Annotated in this window: 22 protein-coding genes; 9 read left to right on the top strand and 13 right to left on the bottom strand. The window is 73.0% G+C overall.

Features of this window, described 5'->3' with window-relative positions; genetic code table 11:
- Positions 1-207 precede the first annotated feature (207 nt).
- The 5 genes from RM590_RS25485 (at position 208) to RM590_RS25465 (ending at position 4,323) form a co-directional block, all read left to right on the top strand.
- On the top strand, positions 208-900 hold the full coding sequence (locus RM590_RS25485; RefSeq protein ID WP_311707049.1) for an ABC transporter ATP-binding protein: 693 nt from the start codon (positions 208-210) through the stop codon (positions 898-900).
- Positions 897-3,248, top strand: coding sequence for an ABC transporter permease (locus RM590_RS25480; protein ID WP_311707048.1), 2,352 nt, complete (start codon positions 897-899; stop codon positions 3,246-3,248). The genes RM590_RS25485 and RM590_RS25480 overlap by 4 nt, the downstream gene beginning before the upstream one ends.
- A gap of 145 nt (positions 3,249-3,393) precedes the next feature.
- The gene (locus RM590_RS25475; protein ID WP_311707047.1) at positions 3,394-3,657 is read left to right on the top strand and encodes a holin; all 264 of its coding nucleotides are present in this window, start codon (positions 3,394-3,396) and stop codon (positions 3,655-3,657) included.
- 109 nt (positions 3,658-3,766) lie between these two features.
- Entirely contained in the window at positions 3,767-4,081 is a 315-nt protein-coding gene (locus RM590_RS25470; RefSeq protein WP_311707046.1) for a hypothetical protein, read from the top strand.
- A complete protein-coding gene (locus tag RM590_RS25465; RefSeq protein ID WP_311707045.1) occupies positions 4,078-4,323 on the top strand; it encodes a hypothetical protein in 246 nt (81 codons plus the stop codon). The genes RM590_RS25470 and RM590_RS25465 overlap by 4 nt, the downstream gene beginning before the upstream one ends.
- Before the next feature lie 25 nt (positions 4,324-4,348).
- Here the strand turns inward: RM590_RS25465 and RM590_RS25460 are convergent, their stop codons facing one another.
- From RM590_RS25460 to RM590_RS25425, 7 genes are all read right to left on the bottom strand, one after another.
- On the bottom strand, positions 4,349-4,654 hold the full coding sequence (locus RM590_RS25460) for a hypothetical protein (protein ID WP_311707044.1): 306 nt from the start codon (positions 4,652-4,654) through the stop codon (positions 4,349-4,351).
- Between the two features lie 63 nt (positions 4,655-4,717).
- Positions 4,718-5,602: a sigma-70 family RNA polymerase sigma factor gene (locus RM590_RS25455; RefSeq protein ID WP_311707043.1), complete on the bottom strand. Its 885-nt coding sequence runs from the start codon at positions 5,600-5,602 to the stop codon at positions 4,718-4,720.
- 284 nt (positions 5,603-5,886) lie between these two features.
- The gene (locus tag RM590_RS25445; RefSeq protein WP_311707042.1) at positions 5,887-6,504 is read right to left on the bottom strand and encodes a hypothetical protein; all 618 of its coding nucleotides are present in this window, start codon (positions 6,502-6,504) and stop codon (positions 5,887-5,889) included.
- A gap of 43 nt (positions 6,505-6,547) precedes the next feature.
- Positions 6,548-7,180 (bottom strand): TetR/AcrR family transcriptional regulator, encoded by a 633-nt coding sequence (locus RM590_RS25440; RefSeq protein ID WP_311707041.1) that lies wholly within the window; start codon positions 7,178-7,180, stop codon positions 6,548-6,550.
- A gap of 5 nt (positions 7,181-7,185) precedes the next feature.
- Complete coding sequence (locus RM590_RS25435; RefSeq protein WP_311707040.1) at positions 7,186-8,433, bottom strand: hypothetical protein; 1,248 nt, start codon at positions 8,431-8,433, stop codon at positions 7,186-7,188.
- A complete protein-coding gene (locus tag RM590_RS25430) occupies positions 8,328-8,771 on the bottom strand; it encodes a hypothetical protein (RefSeq protein ID WP_311707039.1) in 444 nt (147 codons plus the stop codon). The genes RM590_RS25435 and RM590_RS25430 overlap by 106 nt, the downstream gene beginning before the upstream one ends.
- Before the next feature lie 3 nt (positions 8,772-8,774).
- Positions 8,775-9,938, bottom strand: coding sequence for an FAD-dependent oxidoreductase (locus tag RM590_RS25425; RefSeq protein WP_311707038.1), 1,164 nt, complete (start codon positions 9,936-9,938; stop codon positions 8,775-8,777).
- Positions 9,939-10,124: 186 nt separating this feature from the next.
- On the opposite strand from RM590_RS25425, the gene RM590_RS25420 reads away from it, so the two are divergent.
- Complete coding sequence (locus tag RM590_RS25420; protein WP_311707037.1) at positions 10,125-10,331, top strand: hypothetical protein; 207 nt, start codon at positions 10,125-10,127, stop codon at positions 10,329-10,331.
- Positions 10,332-10,409: 78 nt separating this feature from the next.
- Here RM590_RS25420 and RM590_RS25415 read toward each other — a convergent pair whose 3' ends face one another.
- The 5 genes from RM590_RS25415 to RM590_RS25395 form a co-directional block, all read right to left on the bottom strand.
- The gene (locus RM590_RS25415; protein ID WP_311707151.1) at positions 10,410-11,129 is read right to left on the bottom strand and encodes a glycoside hydrolase family 11 protein; all 720 of its coding nucleotides are present in this window, start codon (positions 11,127-11,129) and stop codon (positions 10,410-10,412) included.
- A gap of 672 nt (positions 11,130-11,801) precedes the next feature.
- Positions 11,802-12,551, bottom strand: coding sequence for a class I SAM-dependent methyltransferase (locus RM590_RS25410; RefSeq protein WP_311707036.1), 750 nt, complete (start codon positions 12,549-12,551; stop codon positions 11,802-11,804).
- A gap of 59 nt (positions 12,552-12,610) precedes the next feature.
- Positions 12,611-13,282 (bottom strand): hypothetical protein, encoded by a 672-nt coding sequence (locus tag RM590_RS25405; RefSeq protein ID WP_311707035.1) that lies wholly within the window; start codon positions 13,280-13,282, stop codon positions 12,611-12,613.
- Between the two features lie 123 nt (positions 13,283-13,405).
- Positions 13,406-13,792 carry a VOC family protein gene (locus tag RM590_RS25400; protein WP_311707034.1) on the bottom strand — a complete coding sequence of 129 codons (387 nt, stop codon included), beginning with the start codon at positions 13,790-13,792 and terminating at the stop codon, positions 13,406-13,408.
- A gap of 141 nt (positions 13,793-13,933) precedes the next feature.
- The gene (locus RM590_RS25395; RefSeq protein ID WP_311707033.1) at positions 13,934-14,764 is read right to left on the bottom strand and encodes a TrmH family RNA methyltransferase; all 831 of its coding nucleotides are present in this window, start codon (positions 14,762-14,764) and stop codon (positions 13,934-13,936) included.
- A gap of 76 nt (positions 14,765-14,840) precedes the next feature.
- Here RM590_RS25395 and RM590_RS25390 point away from each other — a divergent pair, with 76 nt between their 5' ends.
- From RM590_RS25390 to RM590_RS25380, 3 genes are all read left to right on the top strand, one after another.
- Positions 14,841-15,605, top strand: coding sequence for an APH(3') family aminoglycoside O-phosphotransferase (locus RM590_RS25390; protein ID WP_311707032.1), 765 nt, complete (start codon positions 14,841-14,843; stop codon positions 15,603-15,605).
- Positions 15,606-15,720: 115 nt separating this feature from the next.
- Positions 15,721-17,130 (top strand): nitrilase-related carbon-nitrogen hydrolase, encoded by a 1,410-nt coding sequence (locus RM590_RS25385; RefSeq protein WP_311707031.1) that lies wholly within the window; start codon positions 15,721-15,723, stop codon positions 17,128-17,130.
- 533 nt (positions 17,131-17,663) lie between these two features.
- Positions 17,664-17,942, top strand: a complete 279-nt coding sequence (locus tag RM590_RS25380; protein WP_311707030.1) for a hypothetical protein — start codon at positions 17,664-17,666, stop codon at positions 17,940-17,942.
- Between the two features lie 92 nt (positions 17,943-18,034).
- Here the strand turns inward: RM590_RS25380 and RM590_RS25375 are convergent, their stop codons facing one another.
- Entirely contained in the window at positions 18,035-18,499 is a 465-nt protein-coding gene (locus RM590_RS25375) for a glycoside hydrolase family protein (protein WP_311707029.1), read from the bottom strand.
- Between the last annotated feature and the right edge of the window lie 251 nt (positions 18,500-18,750).

The following is an 18,750-nucleotide window of genomic DNA, read 5'->3' as shown; positions in this document are numbered from 1 at the left end:
CCATTCTCACCGGCGGCCGGGGTCTGCGGCATCCTCCCCGCCGCCCCCCGGCCGCGCCCGCCTGCACCCGTCGCCTACATCGCGAGGATGACACCGGCCGCCCTCCGCCCGGCGCGGTACGCGAAGTGCCTCGCGCGGCCGACGCGCCCGGACCGGCGGCGCTCCTAACGTCCAACGCGCCAACGACGCAGTGACCGAGGAGATTTCATGACCACACCGCTGATCGAGATCCGCGAGGTGAGCCGCGGCTACGACGACGGGCCGCCCGCGTTGCGGAACGCGTCGCTGACCGTGGCGGCAGGCGAGGCCGTCGCGATCCTCGGGCCGTCCGGCAGCGGCAAGTCCACGCTGCTCAACCTGATCGCGGGCCTGGACCGGCCCAACTCGGGAACGGTCACTGTGGACGGCGTGCGCGTCGACGAACTGGGCGAGGCCGCGGCCGCGCGCTACCGGCGGTCCCGGATCGGGATGGTCTTCCAGTTCTTCAACTTGCTGGACGACCTGACCGTCACCGACAACGTCGTCCTGCCCGCCCAACTGGCGGGCATGGCACGCGGCGAGGCGCACCGCCGCGCGGCGGAGCTGCTCGAAACGCTCGGCATCGACCGGCATGCCCGCGCCTACCCGGGCCGGTTGTCCGGCGGGGAACGGCAACGGGTCGCGGTCGCCCGGGCGTTGATGAACCGGCCGGCCCTGCTGCTGGCCGACGAGCCGACCGGCGCCCTGGACACGGCCGCCGGCGAGGACGTTTGCGGCCTGCTCACCGACCTCAACGCCGACGGCCAGACCGTCGTCGTCGTCACTCACGACCTCGGCTTGGCCCGCTCCTGCACGCGGCGCACGATCCAGCTCGTCGACGGCAGGGTCTCCGCCGACCTCGCCTCGGAGCCGGTCCGATGAGCGTGCTCGGCCGGGTGGTGCGCTCCGGCGTGGGACGCCGCAGGGTGCCCACCGTCGTGATCGGCCTCGCCACGCTGATGGCGGTGGCCGCGTCCGTCCTCGGCGGCTCGCTGCTCGTGGCCTCCAGCGCGCCGTTCGACAAGGCGTTCGCCCGGCAGCAGGGAGCACACCTGTCCCTCCAGTTCGACGCCGGCGAAACCGGCGCCGACCAGTTGTCGGCAGCCGCGGACGCCCCCCAAGTGACCGCCACCGCGGGCCCGTTCCGCACGGCGTCGGTCACCCCCGAGCCGGAGCGGGGCATACCCGGGGAGCCGATGACCGTCGTCGGCCGCGCCGATCCCGGCGGTCCCGTCGACAACGTGGCGCTGACCGAGGGACGGTGGGCCACCGGCCCCGGCGAGATCGTGCTGTCCGCCGACTCCGGGCTCTTCGTGCCGCCGGGCATGCGGCTGGCGTTCCCCGAACTGCCCGGCGAACCGACGCTGACGGTGGTCGGCCTGGCCCGCTCGGTCAGCCGCACCGCCGACGCCTGGGTGGTCCCCTCGGAGATGGACTCGCTCACGGCGCCCGGCACGGTCGGCGGGTATCAGATGCTCTACCGCTTCACCGAGGCGGACACCGCCGCCCAGGTCACCGCGGGCCGCGAGGCCGTGACGGCGGGCGTCCCGGCGGAGGCGGCGGCCGGGGCGCAGTCCTGGCTCGCCGTCAAGAAGCGCGCGGAACGCGACACGGCGCTGTTCGTCCCGTTCCTCATCGCGTTCGGCGTCCTGGGACTGGTCATGTCGGCGCTCATCGTCGGCAACGTGGTCGCGGGCACCGTCGGCGCCGGGCTGCGCCGGATCGGCATCCTCAAGGCGATCGGCTTCACCCCGGGACAGGTCGTCCGGGCCCATATGGGCCAGGCCCTGATCCCGGCGGCGGTCGGCGCGGCGCTGGGTGCCGTCGTCGGCCACCTGCTGGCCGTCCCGGTGCTCTCCCAGGCCGAAACCGCCTATCGCTCCACGGGGTTGAGCGTCGATCCCCGGGTCGACGCGGTCGTGCTGGGCGGGGTGCTCGGCGTGGTGGCCGTGACCGCGTGGGCCAGCGCGTGGCGCGCGGGCCGGCTGCGCACCGTCGACGCGATCGCCGTCGGGCGGGCCCGGCTGCCCGGCCGCGGCCGGTGGGCGGCCCGGGTGGCCGCGCGGCTCCCGCTGCCGCGCCCGGTCGGCCTGGGGCTCACGCGCCCCTTCGCCCGACCGGCGCGCGCGCTGGCCACGGGCACGGCTGTCGTGTTCGGCACGATCGCCGTCACGTTCACCTTCGGTCTGAGCGCGTCGCTGAGCGAGGTGCTGACCGCCCGGGAGCACAACGCCGCCGACGTCACCATCGGCGACCCCGAAGCGGGTCCGCGGCCGAACGGCCCCGGCGCCGGGCCCGCGGAGGCGGCCGACCCGGCCGCGGTCACCGCGGCGATCGACGCCCAGCCCGGCACGCGGGCGTACTACGGCGCCGCGACGACGCAGGCGACCGTCTCCGGGACGTCCGGTTCCCTCACGGTCTTCGGGTTCACCGGCGACGCCTCCTGGGGCGGCTACCGGATGGTCTCCGGCCGCTGGTTCGACGGCCCCGGCGAGGCCGTGGTGCCAACTCCGTTCCTGACCGCGACGGGCACCCGGGTCGGGGACACGGTCACGCTGAACGGCCGGGGCGGTGAGGTCCGGGTGCGGATTGTCGGCGAGGTCTTCGACACCCGGAACGACGGCATGGACGTCTTCACCGATGCCGCGACGCTGACCCCGACCGAGCCGGACCTCGCACCGACGAGCCATCACATCGCGGTGACGCCCGGCACGGACGTGGCCGACTACATCGACGCGCTGAACGCGGAGCTGAGCCCGCTCGGCGTCGTCGCCCGGACCGGCGGCGACGGCGGTGAGAGCGACGTTGTCGTCACCCTCAACGCGCTGGCCACGATGCTCACGCTGCTGCTCGTGGCCGTGGCCGCCCTGGGGGTGCTCAACGGCGTCGTGCTCGACACCCGTGAACGCGTCCGGGAACTGGGCGTTCACAAGGCGCTGGGCATGACTCCCCGGCAGGTCATCGCGATGGTCGTCACCTCGGTCGTCGTGACCGGACTGGCCGGCGGCGCCCTCGGCGTGCCGATCGGGGTGGCGCTGCACGGCTGGGTGATGCCCGCCATGGGCGACGGCGCGGGCCTGACCCTCCCGGACTCCGTCATCGCCGTCTACGACGCGGCCGAAGTGGTCCCGCTCGCCCTCGGCGGCCTGCTCATCGCCGTCCTGGGCGCGCTGCTGCCCGCGGGCTGGGCCGCCCGCACCCGCACCGCCACGGCCCTGCGCACCGAATAGGGCGGCCGAGGGGATCGAAACAGGGCAGGACCGGCGACCGGTATCGGGCAGGTGATCGAAGGGGTAACCATGTCACTCGGCGTCGCCAACCGACTGCTCAACGGGTAGGAATCCCAGGACAGTTACCCATGGATCGGAGCAGGACGTGACATCACCTCTCCCATCACCCTCCGGCGTCCTGCGCACCGCGCGGACCTATCTCATGGACCTCGCCGAGCGCGTGGTCGCGACGTTCGTCGTGTCCGCCGCGGGCGTCGCCATCGCGGCGGGCCCCGCCGGCCTGTTCTCCGCGTCGATGTGGGAGACCGCCGGCGCGGCGGGGCTCGCCGCGGCCGGCTCCCTGCTGAAGGGCGTTCTCGCGAAGGCCGTCGGCGACAGGAACAGCGCGTCGGCCGCGCCGGGCGTGTGACGCCGGCGCCTCAACCCGGCCCCCGGCGCGGCGCGTTACCCCACGCACCCGCCGACCGGGCACGCGCGTGCCGGGGCCGGTGCCGGGGCCGCTAATCTCGGAGCCATCCGTGAACGCCCGAAAGGCCCCGATGAGCACGAAGTGGACCATCGACGCCATCGCCCACGCGTTGCCGCACCCGGAGTTGCGTGCCACGTTCCTGCGGGAGGCGACGTTCAGCGAGATCGGGCTGCTGCCCGCCGTGCTCCAGCGGTGGCGGCGCCTGGCCGAGGCGTTCGAGGCCGGCCGCTCCCAACTCACCCGGCTCGTCGAGTACTTCGACGAGCACGGCCGGCTGCCGGCCGAGTACGAGGCCGAGTCGCCCGAGGGCGTGGCCATGTACGAGCAGTGGAAGAACCGCCTGGAGGGGCAGGGAGCCTCGTGACCTGGCACGTCCATATCTCGGAGCACACCTTCGAGATGCTCACCGGCCTCGGGGAGTCCCCGCGCGGCGCGGTGTTCCGGCTCTTCCGCCGGCTGGAGGAGGACCCGCACGCCATGGCCGTGCCCATGGGGTTCGGCGACGGGCCGATGTACACCGCCGCCTTCGCGACCGGGCTGCTGGTCGTCCTCATCAACCCGGAGAACCGGCGCATCACGCCCGTCCAGATCACCAGCCTCGACTGACTCGGCCGGTCCGCCTCCGATTCGGTCAGTCCTTCTCCTCCCGCACCTCGGCCCGGCACACCAGGCACGTCTCGATCCGGCCGCCGTGCTCGGCCACCACCCGCCGCGCGTCCGCGAGATGGAGGTCCGGCGCCCCCGGGCACCAGCACCCGGCGCGGTGCAGCACCCCCCGCCGGGGCTCCCCGGCCGCGGTGCGCATCCACTGCACCCACCAGCGGGGACCGGCCCGTTCCTCGGCCTCGTCGATGGCCCCGCGCACCGCGGTGAGCTGGAGCTCCAGCCAGGTCGCCAGGGTGCGCAGGCGCGGCAGATCGGATGGCAGCTCGTTCACGTGTTCGATATTAGGGTGTGGGGAGCGGGGCGGCCCGCCAGGGCCACCCCGCGGTGAGCCGCGTCAGATGTCGAGCACGCCCAGGTCCAGCTCCCGCAGGCGCTCCGGGTCGGCGATCACGTCTATCGCGGTGATCTTCTCGTCCCGGACCGTGAACGCGAGCGCCAGGATCAGGCGTCCGCGCGGGGCCATGACGAGCCCGACCGCGCCGTTCACCAGCGCTGGCTGGGACAGCCGGGCCCGGGCCGAGGCGGCGGACGCGCCCTTGACCACGGCGTGGGCGCCGCGCAGCACGATGGGGTGGCGCGTGGGGCCGGCCGCCCGGTCGGCGTGGAACACCACGTCCGGGTCGAGCAGCGCCACCAGCGCCTCGAAGTCCCCGCCCCGGGACGCGGCCAGGAAGGCGTCGACGACTCGGCGCTGGCGGGCCAGATCGGCGTCGGCCACCGGGGTGCCCCCCTTGACCCGGCGCCGGGCGCGGCTCGCCAACTGCCGGGCGGCGGCCGGGGAACGCTCGATCATCGCGCCGATCTCGTCGAACGGCACCGCGAACATGTCGTGGAGCACGAACGCCAGCCGCTCGGCGGGCGCCAGCGTGTCGAGCACCACCAGCAGCGCCATCCCCACCGAGTCGGCCAGCAGCGTCTCCCGCTCGGGATCGGGCCCGTCCCCCGGGCCGAGGGCCCGGTCGGACATCTGCGCCTCCAGGGACTCCTCGCGCCGGGTCCGGCGCGTGCGCAGCATGCTCAGGCACACCCGCGCGACCACCGTGGTCAGCCATCCGCCCAGGTTGGCCACGTCGTCGGTGTCGGCGCGGTTCAGCCGCAGCCAGGCCTCCTGGACGGCGTCATCGGCCTCGCTCGCCGAGCCGAGCATCCGGTAGGCCACCGCGTGCAGATGAGACCGGTGTTCCTCGAAACGCTCCGTCCGCCCAGCGCGCTCGTCCACCGTGTCACGTTCCTTCCTCGCGGGGGGTCAGAGCCGTAGAGCCCCTGCTTGATGCGACTGGAGACCACCCAGTCCGAGTGCTTTTGGAGGAATCATGACATCGATCGTTCTGCTCACCGGTGGCACCGGCACCCTGGGACGCCTGGTCACGCCGCTGCTGCGGGAGGCCGGCCGCGAGGTGCGGGTGCTGAGCCGGCACGGCCACGCGCCGGAGGACGGCGTGGAGTTCGTGACCGGCGATCTGGCCACGGGGGAGGGGAGGATCGTCCGGACGAGTGAGCCGGTCAGCGGGCCGGCAGGGCGGCGCACAGCAACGCGACCCCCGCCGTGGCCAGCAGCACGGCCGGGCCCGCGATGTGCGGACTGCCGTCGGTCCCGGCCGACTCCATCAGCGGCGGCCCCAGCAGGAGCATGGTCACGCCCAGCACGCCGCACGGCACGCCGATCCGGCCCAGGCGCAGGCGCGGCCGGACGATGCGCGCGAGCAGCAGGACGGCGCCCAGCACCACGAACGGGGCGCCGAAGCCGATTCCGCCGCGGGCCAGCGGCGACTCCAGCGCCGTCCCGTCGCCGGACCAGACGCTCGCATAGGTGTGGGGCACGGCGAGCGAGACGGCGATCAGCGTCGCGCCGGCCGCGCCGAGGACGAACAGCGGCCGCGAACCCGCCCGTTCGCCGCCGAACTCGACCAGGCCGCGGGTCAGCAGCGCGCCGGCGAGGGTGAGCGCGAAGGGCCACCACGCGAACGGATAGGTCATGCCGGACGGCACATCCGGCCAGGGCCCGCCGTACACGAAGTGCGCGTCGGTCGTCAGGGCCTCGAACGCCAGCCACCCGGCCGCCAGCAGGCAGCCGGCCAGTGCGGGCCACAGCAGGAACGTCGAACGTCGTTCGGTCAGCATCACCCTGGGTAGACGCGGGCGTGCGCCAACGCGGTTGCGGGTGTCACCTCGCCGCCGCCGACTTGCGCAGCCGCGCCCGCAGCGCCCGGCGGGCCACCGGGCCGAGGTCGTCCATCACCTCGGCGAGCGCCGCGAGTTGTTCCAGCGCGTGCAGCGCCGCCGCCGCGCCCCCCGGGTCGATCCCCTCGTACAGCTCCAGCCCGATGAACCCGGCGCTCACCGCCCGGGCCAGGCCCGGGACATCGGTGACCTCTGCCAACGGAGAGCCGTCCAGCAGCCGCTCCAGCGTCCGTTCGATCGGACCGATCCACAGGTGCAGCGCGGCGGACGCGGCCTCGGCGAGCTGGGGGTCGGTCTGGGCGCCGGCCAGCACCTGGGAGAGGACCGTCACATTGCCCAACTCTCGCTCCTCAGCGTGCAGTTGGCGGCCCAGGGCGAGCAGTTCCCGCAGGCTGGCCACCTCGTGGAGCCGCGTCAGGAACGGCGCGATCCGGGCCTCGGTGCCGGACCGGCAGGCCGCCGCGATCAGGTCACCGACGCTGCCGAAGTGGTAGAAGACCAAGGCCTGGTTGACGCCGGCGGTCGCGGCGATCGCCCGCGCGGAGGCGCCGCCGATGCCCTGTCGGCGGATCGTCTCCATCGCCCCGTCGAGAAGTCGCTGCCTGGTGTCCGCCATACGCATCACGGTACGCGGTGGCCGGCCGCCGCCTTCCGCCGTGGCGCGGGCGGAGGTTGGGGCGCCCGTTCGGGCCGCGTACACAGATACGGGCGGGCCAGCGCCAGTGCCACGGCGGTGCCCGCCACCGCCGCGTACACCGGCGCCAGATGCCAGAAGTCGGTGTAGTGGATGGCGCCGTGCACGAGCAGCGCGGGCAGGAAGCCGCTGACCGCGGCCAGGGCCAGCGTCCACCAGACCCAGGACTCGCCGCGCCGCCAGCCCCACGCGGCGAGCAGGGTGACGGCCGTGGCCGCCGCCATCAGCGCCCCGCCGAACCCCGCCCGGTCGTGCGCGACGAACGCCAGCAGCCGGGGGTGGGCGGCGTCCAGCGTCGCGCGGTCGGTCCCCAGGAACTCCAGGTCGCTGTCCACGAACACGCCGGTGAGGCCCACCGCCGACACCGCCACCCCGCCGATGAACAGCCCGAACCCGACCAGCACGAGCAGGAGTTGACCGAGGAGCGCCCGGTGGCGTTCGCGTTCGGGGCCCTCCGGCAGCAGGGTCCAGCGGGGCCGGGCCGGGCGGCGGCGGGTGGCGGCCACGAACACCGGGAAGAGCACCACGGTGACGGCGGTGTGCAGCGGCTCCACGAAGCCCAGGCCCAGGAAGTAGAACAGCGTGGGGAATCCGACCCAGCCGGTGAGCAGATAGACCTCCCGCGCCCAGGGCCAGCCGCGCCGCATGCCGCCGGCCGCGAGCCCGGCGAAGAGCACGCCGATGGTCACCATCGTGCCCGCCATGGTGATCCGGTCGTGCCGCAGGAAGTGCGTCAGGTGCGCGTTGACGGCGGCCAACTGGCCCGTGTCCAGGCCCAGATAGGCCCGGTCGTACCACAGCAGCACCGGGCCCAGCGCGATCGCGGCGGCGCCCAGGCCCGCGACGACCATGCCCACACCCGTCAGCACGCCCCACCACCACGCCGGCCAGCGCCTCGGGTCGCGCCCGACGCCGAGCACCGCGGGCGGCGGCGGGCCGGTGGGGGTGGCGGCCTCCGTCACCCGGGCGAACCAGCCCGGCCCCGACCGCACCAGCACCTCCGGCGGGGCCACCACGACACGCGCCGGATCGGCCAGCGCGGCGGCGGCCTCGGCCGGCGAGGGGGACGTCACATACAGCAGACCGGGCTCCGGCCCCAGGGTGACCGCGTCGACATGCGGGGCCAGCGCCCGGGCCACGGCCGGGCCGTCCGCCCCGGCGGCGCGGACCACCACCGGGACACGCCGGCCCGCCGCACCACCGGCACATCCGCCGCGCCGACCGGCGCCACCACGACCAGGCCCGCCCCGAGCGGCGGGAACGCGCGCACCGCGTCGCGCGCCAGCCCCGGCGGCACCAGCGCCCCGAGCCGGGCGCGCACCGCGACGCCCGCGACCGTCCCGGCCAGCGCGGCGGGCGGATGACGGTGCCCGAAGCCCCATGCGATCAGCCGCCCGCCGCCGGGCAGCGAGCCGATTGTGGCCAGGGCCCGCAGGGCGGCTCGCTGCGACCGGCGCTCCCCGAGCAGACGCGCGGCGGCCCCGCGCAGCGGGTGGTAGGTCCAGTCGGGCATCGGCTACCCCCGGGCCCGGGCGGCCGGCGGGGTCCAGTCCAGGACCGGCGCCATGGCGCGCAGCGACAGCGGAACGGGCGTGGCCCGCGCGGCGATGTCACGCAGCAGCGCCGCCGGGGGCCACGCCCACTGGCCCACCGCCGCCAGCCTGGCCGAGCGCCGGACGACGGCCTGGGTCCGGGGCCGCCGCCGCCGGTCGTAGTCGGCCAGGGCCGCGCCCATGTCCGAGGTCGCCGCCAGACAGACGGCGAGTGTCACCGCGTCCTCCAGGGCCTGGCAGGCGCCCTGGCCCAGGGCCGGTGTCATCGCGTGCGCCGCGTCCCCCAGCAGCGCGACGCGGCCGCGCGTGTAGCCGGGCAGCGGCGGCAGGTCGTATATGTCGTGCCGCAGCACCGCGTTCTCGGGAACGGCCGCCAGCAGCCGGGGAACGGGGTCGGGCCAGGAGCCGAACCGGTCCAGCACGGCGGCGCGTTCGCCGCCGGGGGCGGCGCCGCCGGACGGGGTGGTGGCCGTCGCGAAGCAGTAGACGCGCCCGCCCGGCAACGCGGTGAACCCGAACCGCTCGCCCCGGCCCCAGAACGCGGCGCCCTCCAGGGGCGGTTCGGCGAGCGGCTCGGTCACCATGCGCCAGCCCGTGTGCCCGGCGTAGCGCGGCGCGGCGGCCTCCGGCCACCACTGACGGCGGACCGTGCTGCGCAGGCCATCGGCCCCGACGACCAGGTCGGCGCGGGAGGTCCCCCGCGTGTGCTCGACGACCAGCGCCTCGCCGTCCGCCGTCACGCCGCGGACCGCGCTGCCCGGCCGCAGCACCTGCCGGGGCAGCGCGTTCGCCAACTCCCGTACCAGATCCGCCCGGTGCACCACCAGCAGCGGCCAGCCGAAACGCCGTTCGAGCTCGGCGTTGTCCGACCGCGACAGCCACCGGCCGCGCCGGCTCCGCAGCCCGCCGCCGCGCTCCACGGCGCCCAGCGCCCGCACGCGCTCGTCCAGACCGAGCGCGGCCAGGGCGCGCAGGGCGTTGGGCCACAGCGACAGGCCCGCGCCGATCTCGGTGAACTCGTCGGCGCGCTCCAGGACTTCGACCTCCCAACCGCGCCGTGTCAGCGCCAGCGCGGTGGCGAGGCCGCCGATTCCCCCGCCCACGACGACGGCGGTCCGTCCGGTCATGGTCCCCTCCTCCGGGTCTTGAGCGATCGCTCAAGACCCCAGCGTACCCCCCGTTTTGAGCGTTCGCTCAAGAGCCCGAGGCGTCCGCCGCGCGGTGCCCGCCCGTCATCCGTTTGGAGGAACGCGGGGCCTGGTCGGCCGCATGGACCCGCACCGCGCAGAAGGATGCCGAGGGTGCGAGACCATGTGCCAAGCCAGCTCCCCTGCGACCGGTGCGGCCGCATCCTGTGGCCGGACATCACGGTGCAGGGCCGCCCCCCGATGTGGGTGTGTCCGTCCTGCGTGGCCCCCCAGGCCCGCTTCTGGCACCGCCACGACGGCCGCCGCTGCCCCCTCGGCTACCCCTGGCCGCTCCAACAGGACCCGGCCGGGCGGCTGTTCATCTGCTGCTGAAGGCGCTCTACGATGGGGCGGAAGCGCGGGGGGCCCCGGGCCCCCCCCCCCCCCGGGGCGATGTTGCGCTGTGCGGGGTCAGTACACCGTGATGTTGGAGTTGCCGCTGCTCTGGTAGCCCTCGGTCGCCATGATCATGTAGTAGCTGAAGTTGCCCAGGCGCATTCCGTAGCGGGACCACGCGTCGAAGTGGTTGCCCGTGGTGATGGTGCCGCCCGTCTTCTTGGACTGCCGGACGCTCCAGAACTGGGGGAAGGTCTTGGTGCCCTCGACGGAGGGAGCGTTGTACCGCATCGTCTGGTAGACGTCGTACGTGCCGCCGTCACTGCTGACGGTGCCCTTGTACGTACCGGTGGGCCGGTAGGTGCCCCAGTTGTCGACGATGTAGTACTCGACGAGCGGGTTGGACGTCCACCCGTAGAGGCACAGGTAGCCGTTGCCGGACGGGTTGAAGCTGCCCGAGTAGTTCACGGTCCGGCGGCTGCCGTTGCTCCAGCCCTTGCCGCAGACGAAGTTACCGGTGTTGCGCCACGAGGTGCTGTAGTTGCCACCGGATCCCAGGGTCATGGAGACCGTCCCCTGGGCGTCGGTCCAGAACGAGTAGTAGTAACCGTTGTGGTTGCCGGTCTGGTTGGTGTTGATGGTCTGGGCGTGGGCGGTGCCGGGCAGCACCAGCGCGGACGTGGCCAGCGCCAGGGCACCGGCACCGCCGATGAAGCCCCTGCGGCTGAGCGAGCGGGCCGGGGCGTCCTCCTGATGCTCGAGGGCGCTGTCGGGGTGAGTGGGGGCGTTGTCCATCTCCATGCTTCCTCCTTGTGAAGGCTGGCGCGAGGCCAGGCAGCGTGATGCGACCCGACGGACCTGTCGGTGGCCAGGGTGATGCCGACCGCGCGTCGGTGTCGTGCAACGCGGCGGGGCTTGGCCGGTCGTCGGGCGGTCGACGACCGGAAAGACCAGGTCGCGGCTCGTGACCTGGACCGACGGCGATTGAGCTCTCCGTCGATGCCAGCAGTGTTGGACCGGCCTTCTGAGTTGTCAACAGTTTCCGCAAGGATTCCGGAAGCTCTGCTTCGCCCCTGGATTTCCCGGGAATGTGTTGGACCTGGTCACAGGCTTTTCCGAGTGAGTTGAGTCGGGAGTTGGTCGTTGAAGCCAAGGTTAAAAGGCCGGGATTCCGGCATGTTTTTCTGAAAAGTTTTCAGATAGCTTCCGGATCATGGTGCGCGGGGTGGCGTGCTCTCCGTGCCTCTCCCGACGCGGTGGCTCCGTGCGGCCGCTGTGTTGACCGTGCGGGAGGTGTGATGAGTCCCGTTTGTCCCCTCCGGACGGCGCGGATGGGACCGGGCGCAGGGTGCGCCGGCCCTGAACGCTGGGGTGCCCGTGCGAAGAATGCAAAGGCTTTCGCGCACCCGGGGAGTGCGTGAGGAGGGTTCGCCGTCAGCGCGGCCAACACCCCCGTGCGCCCGGAAGTCAGTCGGACGAAGAGTCTTCGAGAGGCTTCCGCCACACGGACACATGAGAGGTGCTGGACGACGTGAAGGGCGTTTCTTTCCAGTCGGCCCACCGCTCGCTCAGCGCCATGCCCGCCAGCTTCGCCATGAGATCAAGTTCGGAGGGCCACACGAAGCGATGAGGTGAGAGGAAGGTGTCGGCCTTGCCGTCCACGATCCGGTAGTGGTGCGAGACGAGCCGCTGGTTCGCCAGATCGAAGGTGTCAAAACCGAGGTGGTGCTCGCCGACGTGGAAGGGGCGGGCGGTCTCCCCCGGGGGCAGACGCTGAAGCTCGGGAATGAAGCATTCGATGACGAAGCGGCCGCCCGGTTCAAGGTGCCGCGCCGCATTGCGGAAGCAAGCCACCTGCTTGTCCTGGGAGAGCAGGCAGGTGATGGCGTTGTAGACGACATAGACGAGACTGAATTCCCCGGGGGCTCGCGTCTCGGCCATGTCGCCGATGGTTACGGCTATTTCCTCGGCACCCGGCTTCTTGCGGAGCTCTCGGGCCATGGGCTCCGACTTCTCCAGCCCCGCCACCGCGATGCCCCGCCGACTCAGCGGAAGCGCGACCCGACCGGTCCCGATCGCAAATTCAAGGGCCGGCCCGCGCCCCGCGCGCCGCGCCAGGAAGTCGACCGCCGGGTCCAGGACCGTGGCCTCGTACATGTGCGTGGACGATTCGTCGTAGCCGCGCGCCACATGCTCGTTCCACACGTCTGCGTCCATGGGGACGGAGCGTGCCACGCCACCGCCGGGGCGGGCCAGTGGTTTTTCCCGGCCGCGCTCTACAGGCTGCCGGTCCCATGACGGGGCGTCACCCGCGCCACCCAAGTGACGAGCGCCATCGCGACGACGGCGAGGGCGGCGAGCACCACGGCGGCGAAGCAGCAGACGAGGATGGCGGTCGGGACGGTGGTCCAGCCCAGACGGTCCACGGGAACGGGCGGCATCCAGCCGCGGGGGTCCACGGACACCTCGACCCGGTCGCCCTCCGCCGTGCCGTTCGCGGGCTCCTGCGCCAGCACGCCGAGGTGCTCCTCGGTGGTGGGATCGACGACGTAGTACCACGTCTCCGTGACGTTGCCGTATTCGTTGCGGACGGGGTCGACCCAGGAGACGACGGCAGTCGTCTGCTCACCGAAGCGCGCGTGATAGACCTGCGCCCCGGCGAGATCCGCCGTGACGCCCGCGACCCACAGGGCGGCGACGGCGACGCAGCCGGACCCCGCGAGCACGTAGAGGAGCGGGCCGCCGTCCGGCTCCACCTCGTCCACGAAGGGGAGGATCAGCCAGGCCGCGAGCATCAGCAGGGCCGGCACGAGCGGTATGCCGATGAGCACCCACAGGCCGAACGCCCTGACGAGCAGGCCGAAAAGCACCACGAACGCCACCAGCCAGCACGCGAGCAGCGAGGTCACGCCCACGCACAGCAGGAAGAACCGCCGCATCCTTCGCATACGGCAGTTTTACCGCGTGAGGCCGGGGACCTCTCCCCGCACGCGGCCGACGGGGGACGTGAGCGGTCGCGTCATTGATCTCGGGGGCGCTCGGTTGCGCCGGCCGTTCACGGTCCCGCGCCCTCAACTCTCCCCGAGGCAGAACTCGTTGCCCTCCGGATCCGCGAGCACGGTCAGCCGTTCATGGCGCTCCACGACGCTCGCGCCCAACTCCGCAAGCCGGGCGATCTCGTTGTCCCGGTCGGCGGCCAACAGGTCAAGGTGCACACGGTTCTTCACCCGCTTCGGCTCCGGCACCCGCTGAAACCACAACCGGGGCCCACCGCCGCCACGCGGCTCGACCAGCACGGTCGGATCGTCCTCGGGCCCATCGAATCCCAGCGCGGCCAGCCGGGCCAACTCGGCGTCGTCATACGGGGCGACGGCGTAGTCGTCGAGGACGGCGGCCCAGAAACGGGCCAGGGAGGCGGGGTGCGCACAGTCGACGACGATGTCGTGAAGCCGGGCCATCCACCGATGCTCGCCGCTCCGCCGGGAGTTGTCACCCCTGACAGGGGCGGTGGCCCAAGTTGGCCCCCACACACACGAACGGGGGCGACCCGGCGCACCGGGCCGCCCCTGCGGGTGTGCGTCTTGCCGGCACTGGTGCCGTCAGTCGTCGCTCGCGGCGGTGGCGCGCTGGCGGGCCGCCTCGTAGAGGACGACGCTCGCCGCGCTCGCGGCGTTCAGGGAGCTGGCCGAGCCGGTCATCGGGATGCGGACCAGGACGTCGCACAGGTCGCGCCACGCCGCGCTCAGGCCGTGGGTCTCGTTGCCCACCGCCAGCAGGACCGGGCCGGTCAGGTCGAAGTGCGCGACGTCTCGTTCGCCGCGCTCGTCGGTGCCCACCACCGTCACCGGCCGGCCGCGTTCGCGGGCGGCGGCCAGCCAGTCGCCGACCTCGCGGTGGCCGGGCACCCGGACGATCGGGAGCGCGAACAGCGAACCCGTGCTCGCCCGCACCGACTTGGGGTCGTAGACGTCCGCCGCGTGCCCGGTCACCACGACGCCGCCGGCGCCGAAGGAGTCGGCGGACCGCACGATGGTGCCGATGTTGCCCGGGCTGGTCGGCCGGTCGAACGCGACGCCCAGGAAGTCCGGGCCGATCTCGATCCGCGACAGCTCGTCGGCCGGCATCCGCGCCACCGCGACCAGCTCCGGCGCGCCCTCGTCCTTTCCCCCCAGCTCCGCCAGCAGCTCCGGCGCCATGGCGACCTTCTCGGCCGGAACGTCGCGCAGCAGCTCGTTCGCCCAGCGCGTCAACGGGCGGCTCACATCGAAGATCAGCGTCCGGATCGGCCAGCCGTGCGCCACGGCCTGCGAGATCGGCCGCACACCTTGAATGAGAAACTCCTCGGCACGCTGCCGCTTGTTCCGGTTCGTGAGGTGGGCCTGCCACTGCTGAAACCTGGCGTTGCGCGTCGTGATCCGCTGGACAGCCACCCGTACTCCCTGCCTGACACCGCTCCGAAGATCAGCACCGAAGCGATCAGCAGGTTACCCCAGGCATCATGAACGGATGCTCGACGAACTGCGCCGCCGCCACTCCGGGGCCGACTGGACCGCCGTCACCATCGGGATGTCCGGTGCCGAGGTGTACCGCCTCGACGACGGGAACGACGTCCGTTACCTCAAGATCGCGCCACGCGTCGCCGGGCTCGAGGAGGAGGCGCGGCGCACGCGGTGGCTGGCCGCGCGGGGCATACCCGTGCCCGAGGTCCTGGACCAGGGCGGCGACGCGGGCCACACCTGGCTGCTGACCCGCGCCGTGCCCGGCCGGTCCGCCGCCGAGCCCTGGCCCGCCGACCGGCGCGCCGCCGTCGTGGACGCGGTCGCCGACGTGGCCCGCACGCTGCACGCTTTGCCCGCCGGGTCCTGCCCGTTCGACGAGAGCGTGGCCGCCACGCTGGCGGCGATGCGCCGCGCGATCGACCGCGGCCCCGGCCGCTCCGAGCGCGAGGCCGAACTGGCCGAACTGACCGCGCGCGCCCCGGCCACCGAGGACCTGGTCGTCTGCCACGGCGACTACTGCCTGCCCAACGTCCTGCTCGACCCCGACACCCTGCGCGTGACCGGACTCGTCGACCTCGGCCGCGTCGGGCGCGCCGACCGGCACGCCGACCTCGCGCTGATGACCCGGAGCCTGAGCGGCCCGCTCAACCCCCAGTACGGGCCCGCGTACGCCGAGCGGTTCCTCGCCCGCTACCTCGGCGACGGCAGGGGCGGGGCGTCGGCCGACGAGGCGCGCCTGGCCTTCTACCGGCGGCTGGACGACTTCTTCTGAGAAGCGGCGTTCGAACGCCAGCACCGGCCATTCGGTGAATTGATGCGCCGCCTGTACCATCCGGGGCACTGGCAGCAGTGAACGGGGGGACTCCGATGCGCTGTTGGGATCTGTCGTGAACGGGGCGGTGGTCGGGCAGGTCGCCGTGTGTGTGGCCGTTGCCGTGCTGTCCGGCTTGCTGTATCGCCTGGGCTCAGGGTTGCGGCCGGTTCCCGTTGCCATGTGGGTGGCGCCGTTGCCCCTGCTCGTGCTCGCGTCGAGGGTGCCGTGGTTCGCGGCCGTCGGCGTGGCCGCCAGTGCCTGGCTCATCGGCCAGTCCGGTCTCTGGTCGTACTACACCCGCGACATGAGCATGCCTACTCTGCCGGTCGCGGTGCAGTTCGTCGGAGGCTGCGCGGGTGTCGGGTGCGTCGTCGGACTCGCGCGAGCGCACCTCGTCGACGGTCACGTGGCGGAGGCGGCGCTGACCCTGCCCATGGCGTGGGCCGCCATGGAGTTCCTCGTGGCGCTCACGTCGCCGCACGGCGCGTGGTGGAGTGTGGCCTATACACAGGCGGACGTCCCGGCCGTCACGCAGGTGGCCTCGCTGACCGGGGTCTGGGGTATCTCGGCGTTGCTCGCGTTGCCGGCCAGTGTTGCCGCCGCGGTGACGGCGCCGGAGGGCACGAGCGGCGAACGGCTGCTGGTGCTCCTCGTCGCCGTGGCAGTGGTCGCCGTGCTGGCGGGCCATGCCGTCGCGCGCGACCGGCGAGTCATTTCCGGTGAGCTGGTGCACGTCGGTCTTGCCGCGGTTGAGCAGTCGGGCGGCCCGGTGCCGATCCACTCACCGGAGGGCGCGGTACTGGTCTCTCGCTACGTGGCGGGGGTGCGGCTGCTGGCAGACCGGGGGGCCGGTGTCATCGTGTTGCCCGAGGTGACGTTCGCCGTTGACGAGAGTCGAATGGCTGAGCAGATGCGGCCTCTCGCGCAGGCGGCGGCCGACCTGCGCGTCGACGTCGTGGTCGGAGTGGCCCGCCGGGGTGAGACCGGTGCGGCCAATGTCGCGGTGGTCCTCGGCGCCGTCGGCGAGTCGCCGGGCCAGTACGAGAAGCATCACCTGGTACCGGGACTGGAGGCCGCCTATCGACCAGGCCGCGACTTGCTGTACTTGCCCCATGACCCGCGCGTAGGGGTGCTCATCTGCAAGGATCTCGACTTTCCCCGGCTCGTTCGGGCGTACCGGCGCGGCGGCGCGCGGATACTGCTGGCCCCGGCGTGGGACGTGGGCCATGACGGCTGGTTGCACAGCCGCATGGCGGTGGTGCGAGGAGTGGAGGCGGGCGTCGCGGTGGCGCGCGTTGCCCGTGCCGGCCGGGCCACAGTCAGCGACGCGTTCGGCCGAGTGATCGCCGAGACCGATACCTCCGAGGGCGGGACGGCTGACGCCAGGGTCCCGCTGGCTGCGGCCCCGACTCTCTACAGTCGGCTGGGGGACTGGTTCGGCTGGTGCTGCCTGGCAGCCACAACCCTGATAGCAGTGACCTGAGTTCGTCGTGGGATGACAAGGTCGGCGTGGGTGCGGGTGGCGCGGTCAGGACGCGAACGGAGTGAGTCGCGTGTCCGTCCGTCGGAGTGCCCTGCTCATCGAGGGCGAGCAGGCCGGTTCGGTGACGCGGGAGCGGCCGCCGGACTGCACGATGCGGCGGGTGGCCTCGCCGACCGCAGTCAGGTCGGCTGTTCCAGCTACGACTGGGTGCCTGGGGCGCTGAACGAGAACCGGCCCAGCCGGTGGAGGAAGGTGGCCACGGTGGACTCCCGGAAAGGGGGTGCCAAGAATGGGGCAGTTCGAATCCAGGAACGGAAACGCGGGATTCCGTGGGACGAAGGATGCGAATACGGGCCTTCGCCGCGATGGTGCCGGCTCTGGGGCCCGGTCGGCTCCGCCGGGCGGCGCCTGAGGGTGGCGCGGCGATTCGAACTGGTATCCCGAAAGCGCCCGTGACCAGGAGGGATTGTCAGTCTGACGCCGTATCATTGGAGATACCAAGCCAGGGCTCAGCCGGACCGAGGAGGTCGCCCATGCCAGTGGCGCACGCCCCGACATCCCTGCCCAAGAAGCCACTCCCGGCGGGCATGCCCCGCGAGTGGTACATCGCGCACAACCGCATGCTCAAGGCGATGCGCATCACCATCGCCCTGCTCGACACAGGCGTGTACACCCCGCGGCAGGCGCGGAACGAGGTCATAGGCCGGACAGCCGAGCGCATCGGCGTCCACCCGCCCTCGGCACTCACCTGCCGCATGATCCGAAGCCTGATCGCGGCCTCCGACCCCGGGAAACCCGTCCGCGGGCGATGAGTTCCGGCCCGTGGCCGACGGGGCACACCGCCGGTTCGCGACCGAGGACGGTCGCGAACCGGCGGCACCCGTGGCCCGGTTTCAGCCCCCGGTCAGGAGGTGAGGTAGGCGTCGATGATGGTCTGGGTCATGGTGTTGCCCTGGGCGTCCGTCACCTCGGCGCGCAGGTAGACGCTGCCCCCGGCCGCCGGGTTGGTGACCTGGGCCTCGCCCCCGACGATCGGGGCCGGCGCCCACGTCGCCCCGCCGTCCGTTGAGTAGGAGACGGCCAGCGACTGATGGCCGCCGTTCGCCGCGGAGCCCGCCACGGTCACCGGGATGCCGACCGGGTGTCCGCCCGGCAGGGCCGAGTCGAGCCCGAGCTCCGGCGTGTACCGCACCACGCTGACCGGCAGCGCGACGGGTGCGTCCGCGGACACCCCGGCCGAGGTGAACGTGGCGTCGAGGACCACCTCGGTGCTGACCGCGGCCGGCGGGATCTCCCCGTCCTGGTCGTCCCGGTAGAACTCCCAGACCAGCCGGTAGTCGGCCTCGTCGGCGGGCACCTCGAAGCTCACCCGGTCGATCTGCGTGTAGATGCGGTCGTGGACCTGGCCGTTCCGGTGGAGCGTGGCGATGGCGTCCCGGTAGAAGGACGTTCCGCCGTGCCCGGCGCCGTCGGAGAAGGTACAGCCTGGCGGTCAGGGTGTCGCCCTGCCGGAACAGCCCCTCGCCCGCGCTGAGCGCGGGCCCGAACACGCCCGTGTTGAAGGTGTGGTCATACGTCCCGCCGGCCCGGTACTCCACCGGATCGGAGACCAGGGTGACC

Source organism: Streptomyces litchfieldiae (genome assembly GCF_031845365.1).
Lineage (GTDB): Bacteria > Actinomycetota > Actinomycetes > Streptomycetales > Streptomycetaceae > Streptomyces > Streptomyces litchfieldiae.
Note: the sequence above shows the minus strand (reverse complement) of the source record. Positions and strands in the feature narration are given on the sequence as shown.

Bases quoted from the DNA above. Each gene is read 5' to 3' on its own strand.
- RM590_RS25485 (WP_311707049.1), top strand. From the start codon at position 208: ATGACCACACCGCTGATCGAGATCCGCGAGGTGAGCCGCGGCTACGAC.
- RM590_RS25480 (WP_311707048.1), top strand. From the start codon at position 897: ATGAGCGTGCTCGGCCGGGTGGTGCGCTCCGGCGTGGGACGCCGCAGG.
- RM590_RS25445 (WP_311707042.1), bottom strand. From the start codon at position 6,504: ATGCTGACCGAACGACGTTCGACGTTCCTGCTGTGGCCCGCACTGGCC.
- RM590_RS25440 (WP_311707041.1), bottom strand. From the start codon at position 7,180: ATGGCGGACACCAGGCAGCGACTTCTCGACGGGGCGATGGAGACGATC.
- RM590_RS25430 (WP_311707039.1), bottom strand. From the start codon at position 8,771: ATGCCCGACTGGACCTACCACCCGCTGCGCGGGGCCGCCGCGCGTCTG.
- RM590_RS25425 (WP_311707038.1), bottom strand. From the start codon at position 9,938: ATGACCGGACGGACCGCCGTCGTCGTGGGCGGGGGAATCGGCGGCCTC.
- RM590_RS25415 (WP_311707151.1), bottom strand. From the start codon at position 11,129: ATGGACAACGCCCCCACTCACCCCGACAGCGCCCTCGAGCATCAGGAG.
- RM590_RS25410 (WP_311707036.1), bottom strand. From the start codon at position 12,551: ATGGACGCAGACGTGTGGAACGAGCATGTGGCGCGCGGCTACGACGAA.
- RM590_RS25405 (WP_311707035.1), bottom strand. From the start codon at position 13,282: ATGCGAAGGATGCGGCGGTTCTTCCTGCTGTGCGTGGGCGTGACCTCG.
- RM590_RS25400 (WP_311707034.1), bottom strand. From the start codon at position 13,792: ATGGCCCGGCTTCACGACATCGTCGTCGACTGTGCGCACCCCGCCTCC.
- RM590_RS25390 (WP_311707032.1), top strand. From the start codon at position 14,841: ATGCTCGACGAACTGCGCCGCCGCCACTCCGGGGCCGACTGGACCGCC.
- RM590_RS25380 (WP_311707030.1), top strand. From the start codon at position 17,664: ATGCCAGTGGCGCACGCCCCGACATCCCTGCCCAAGAAGCCACTCCCG.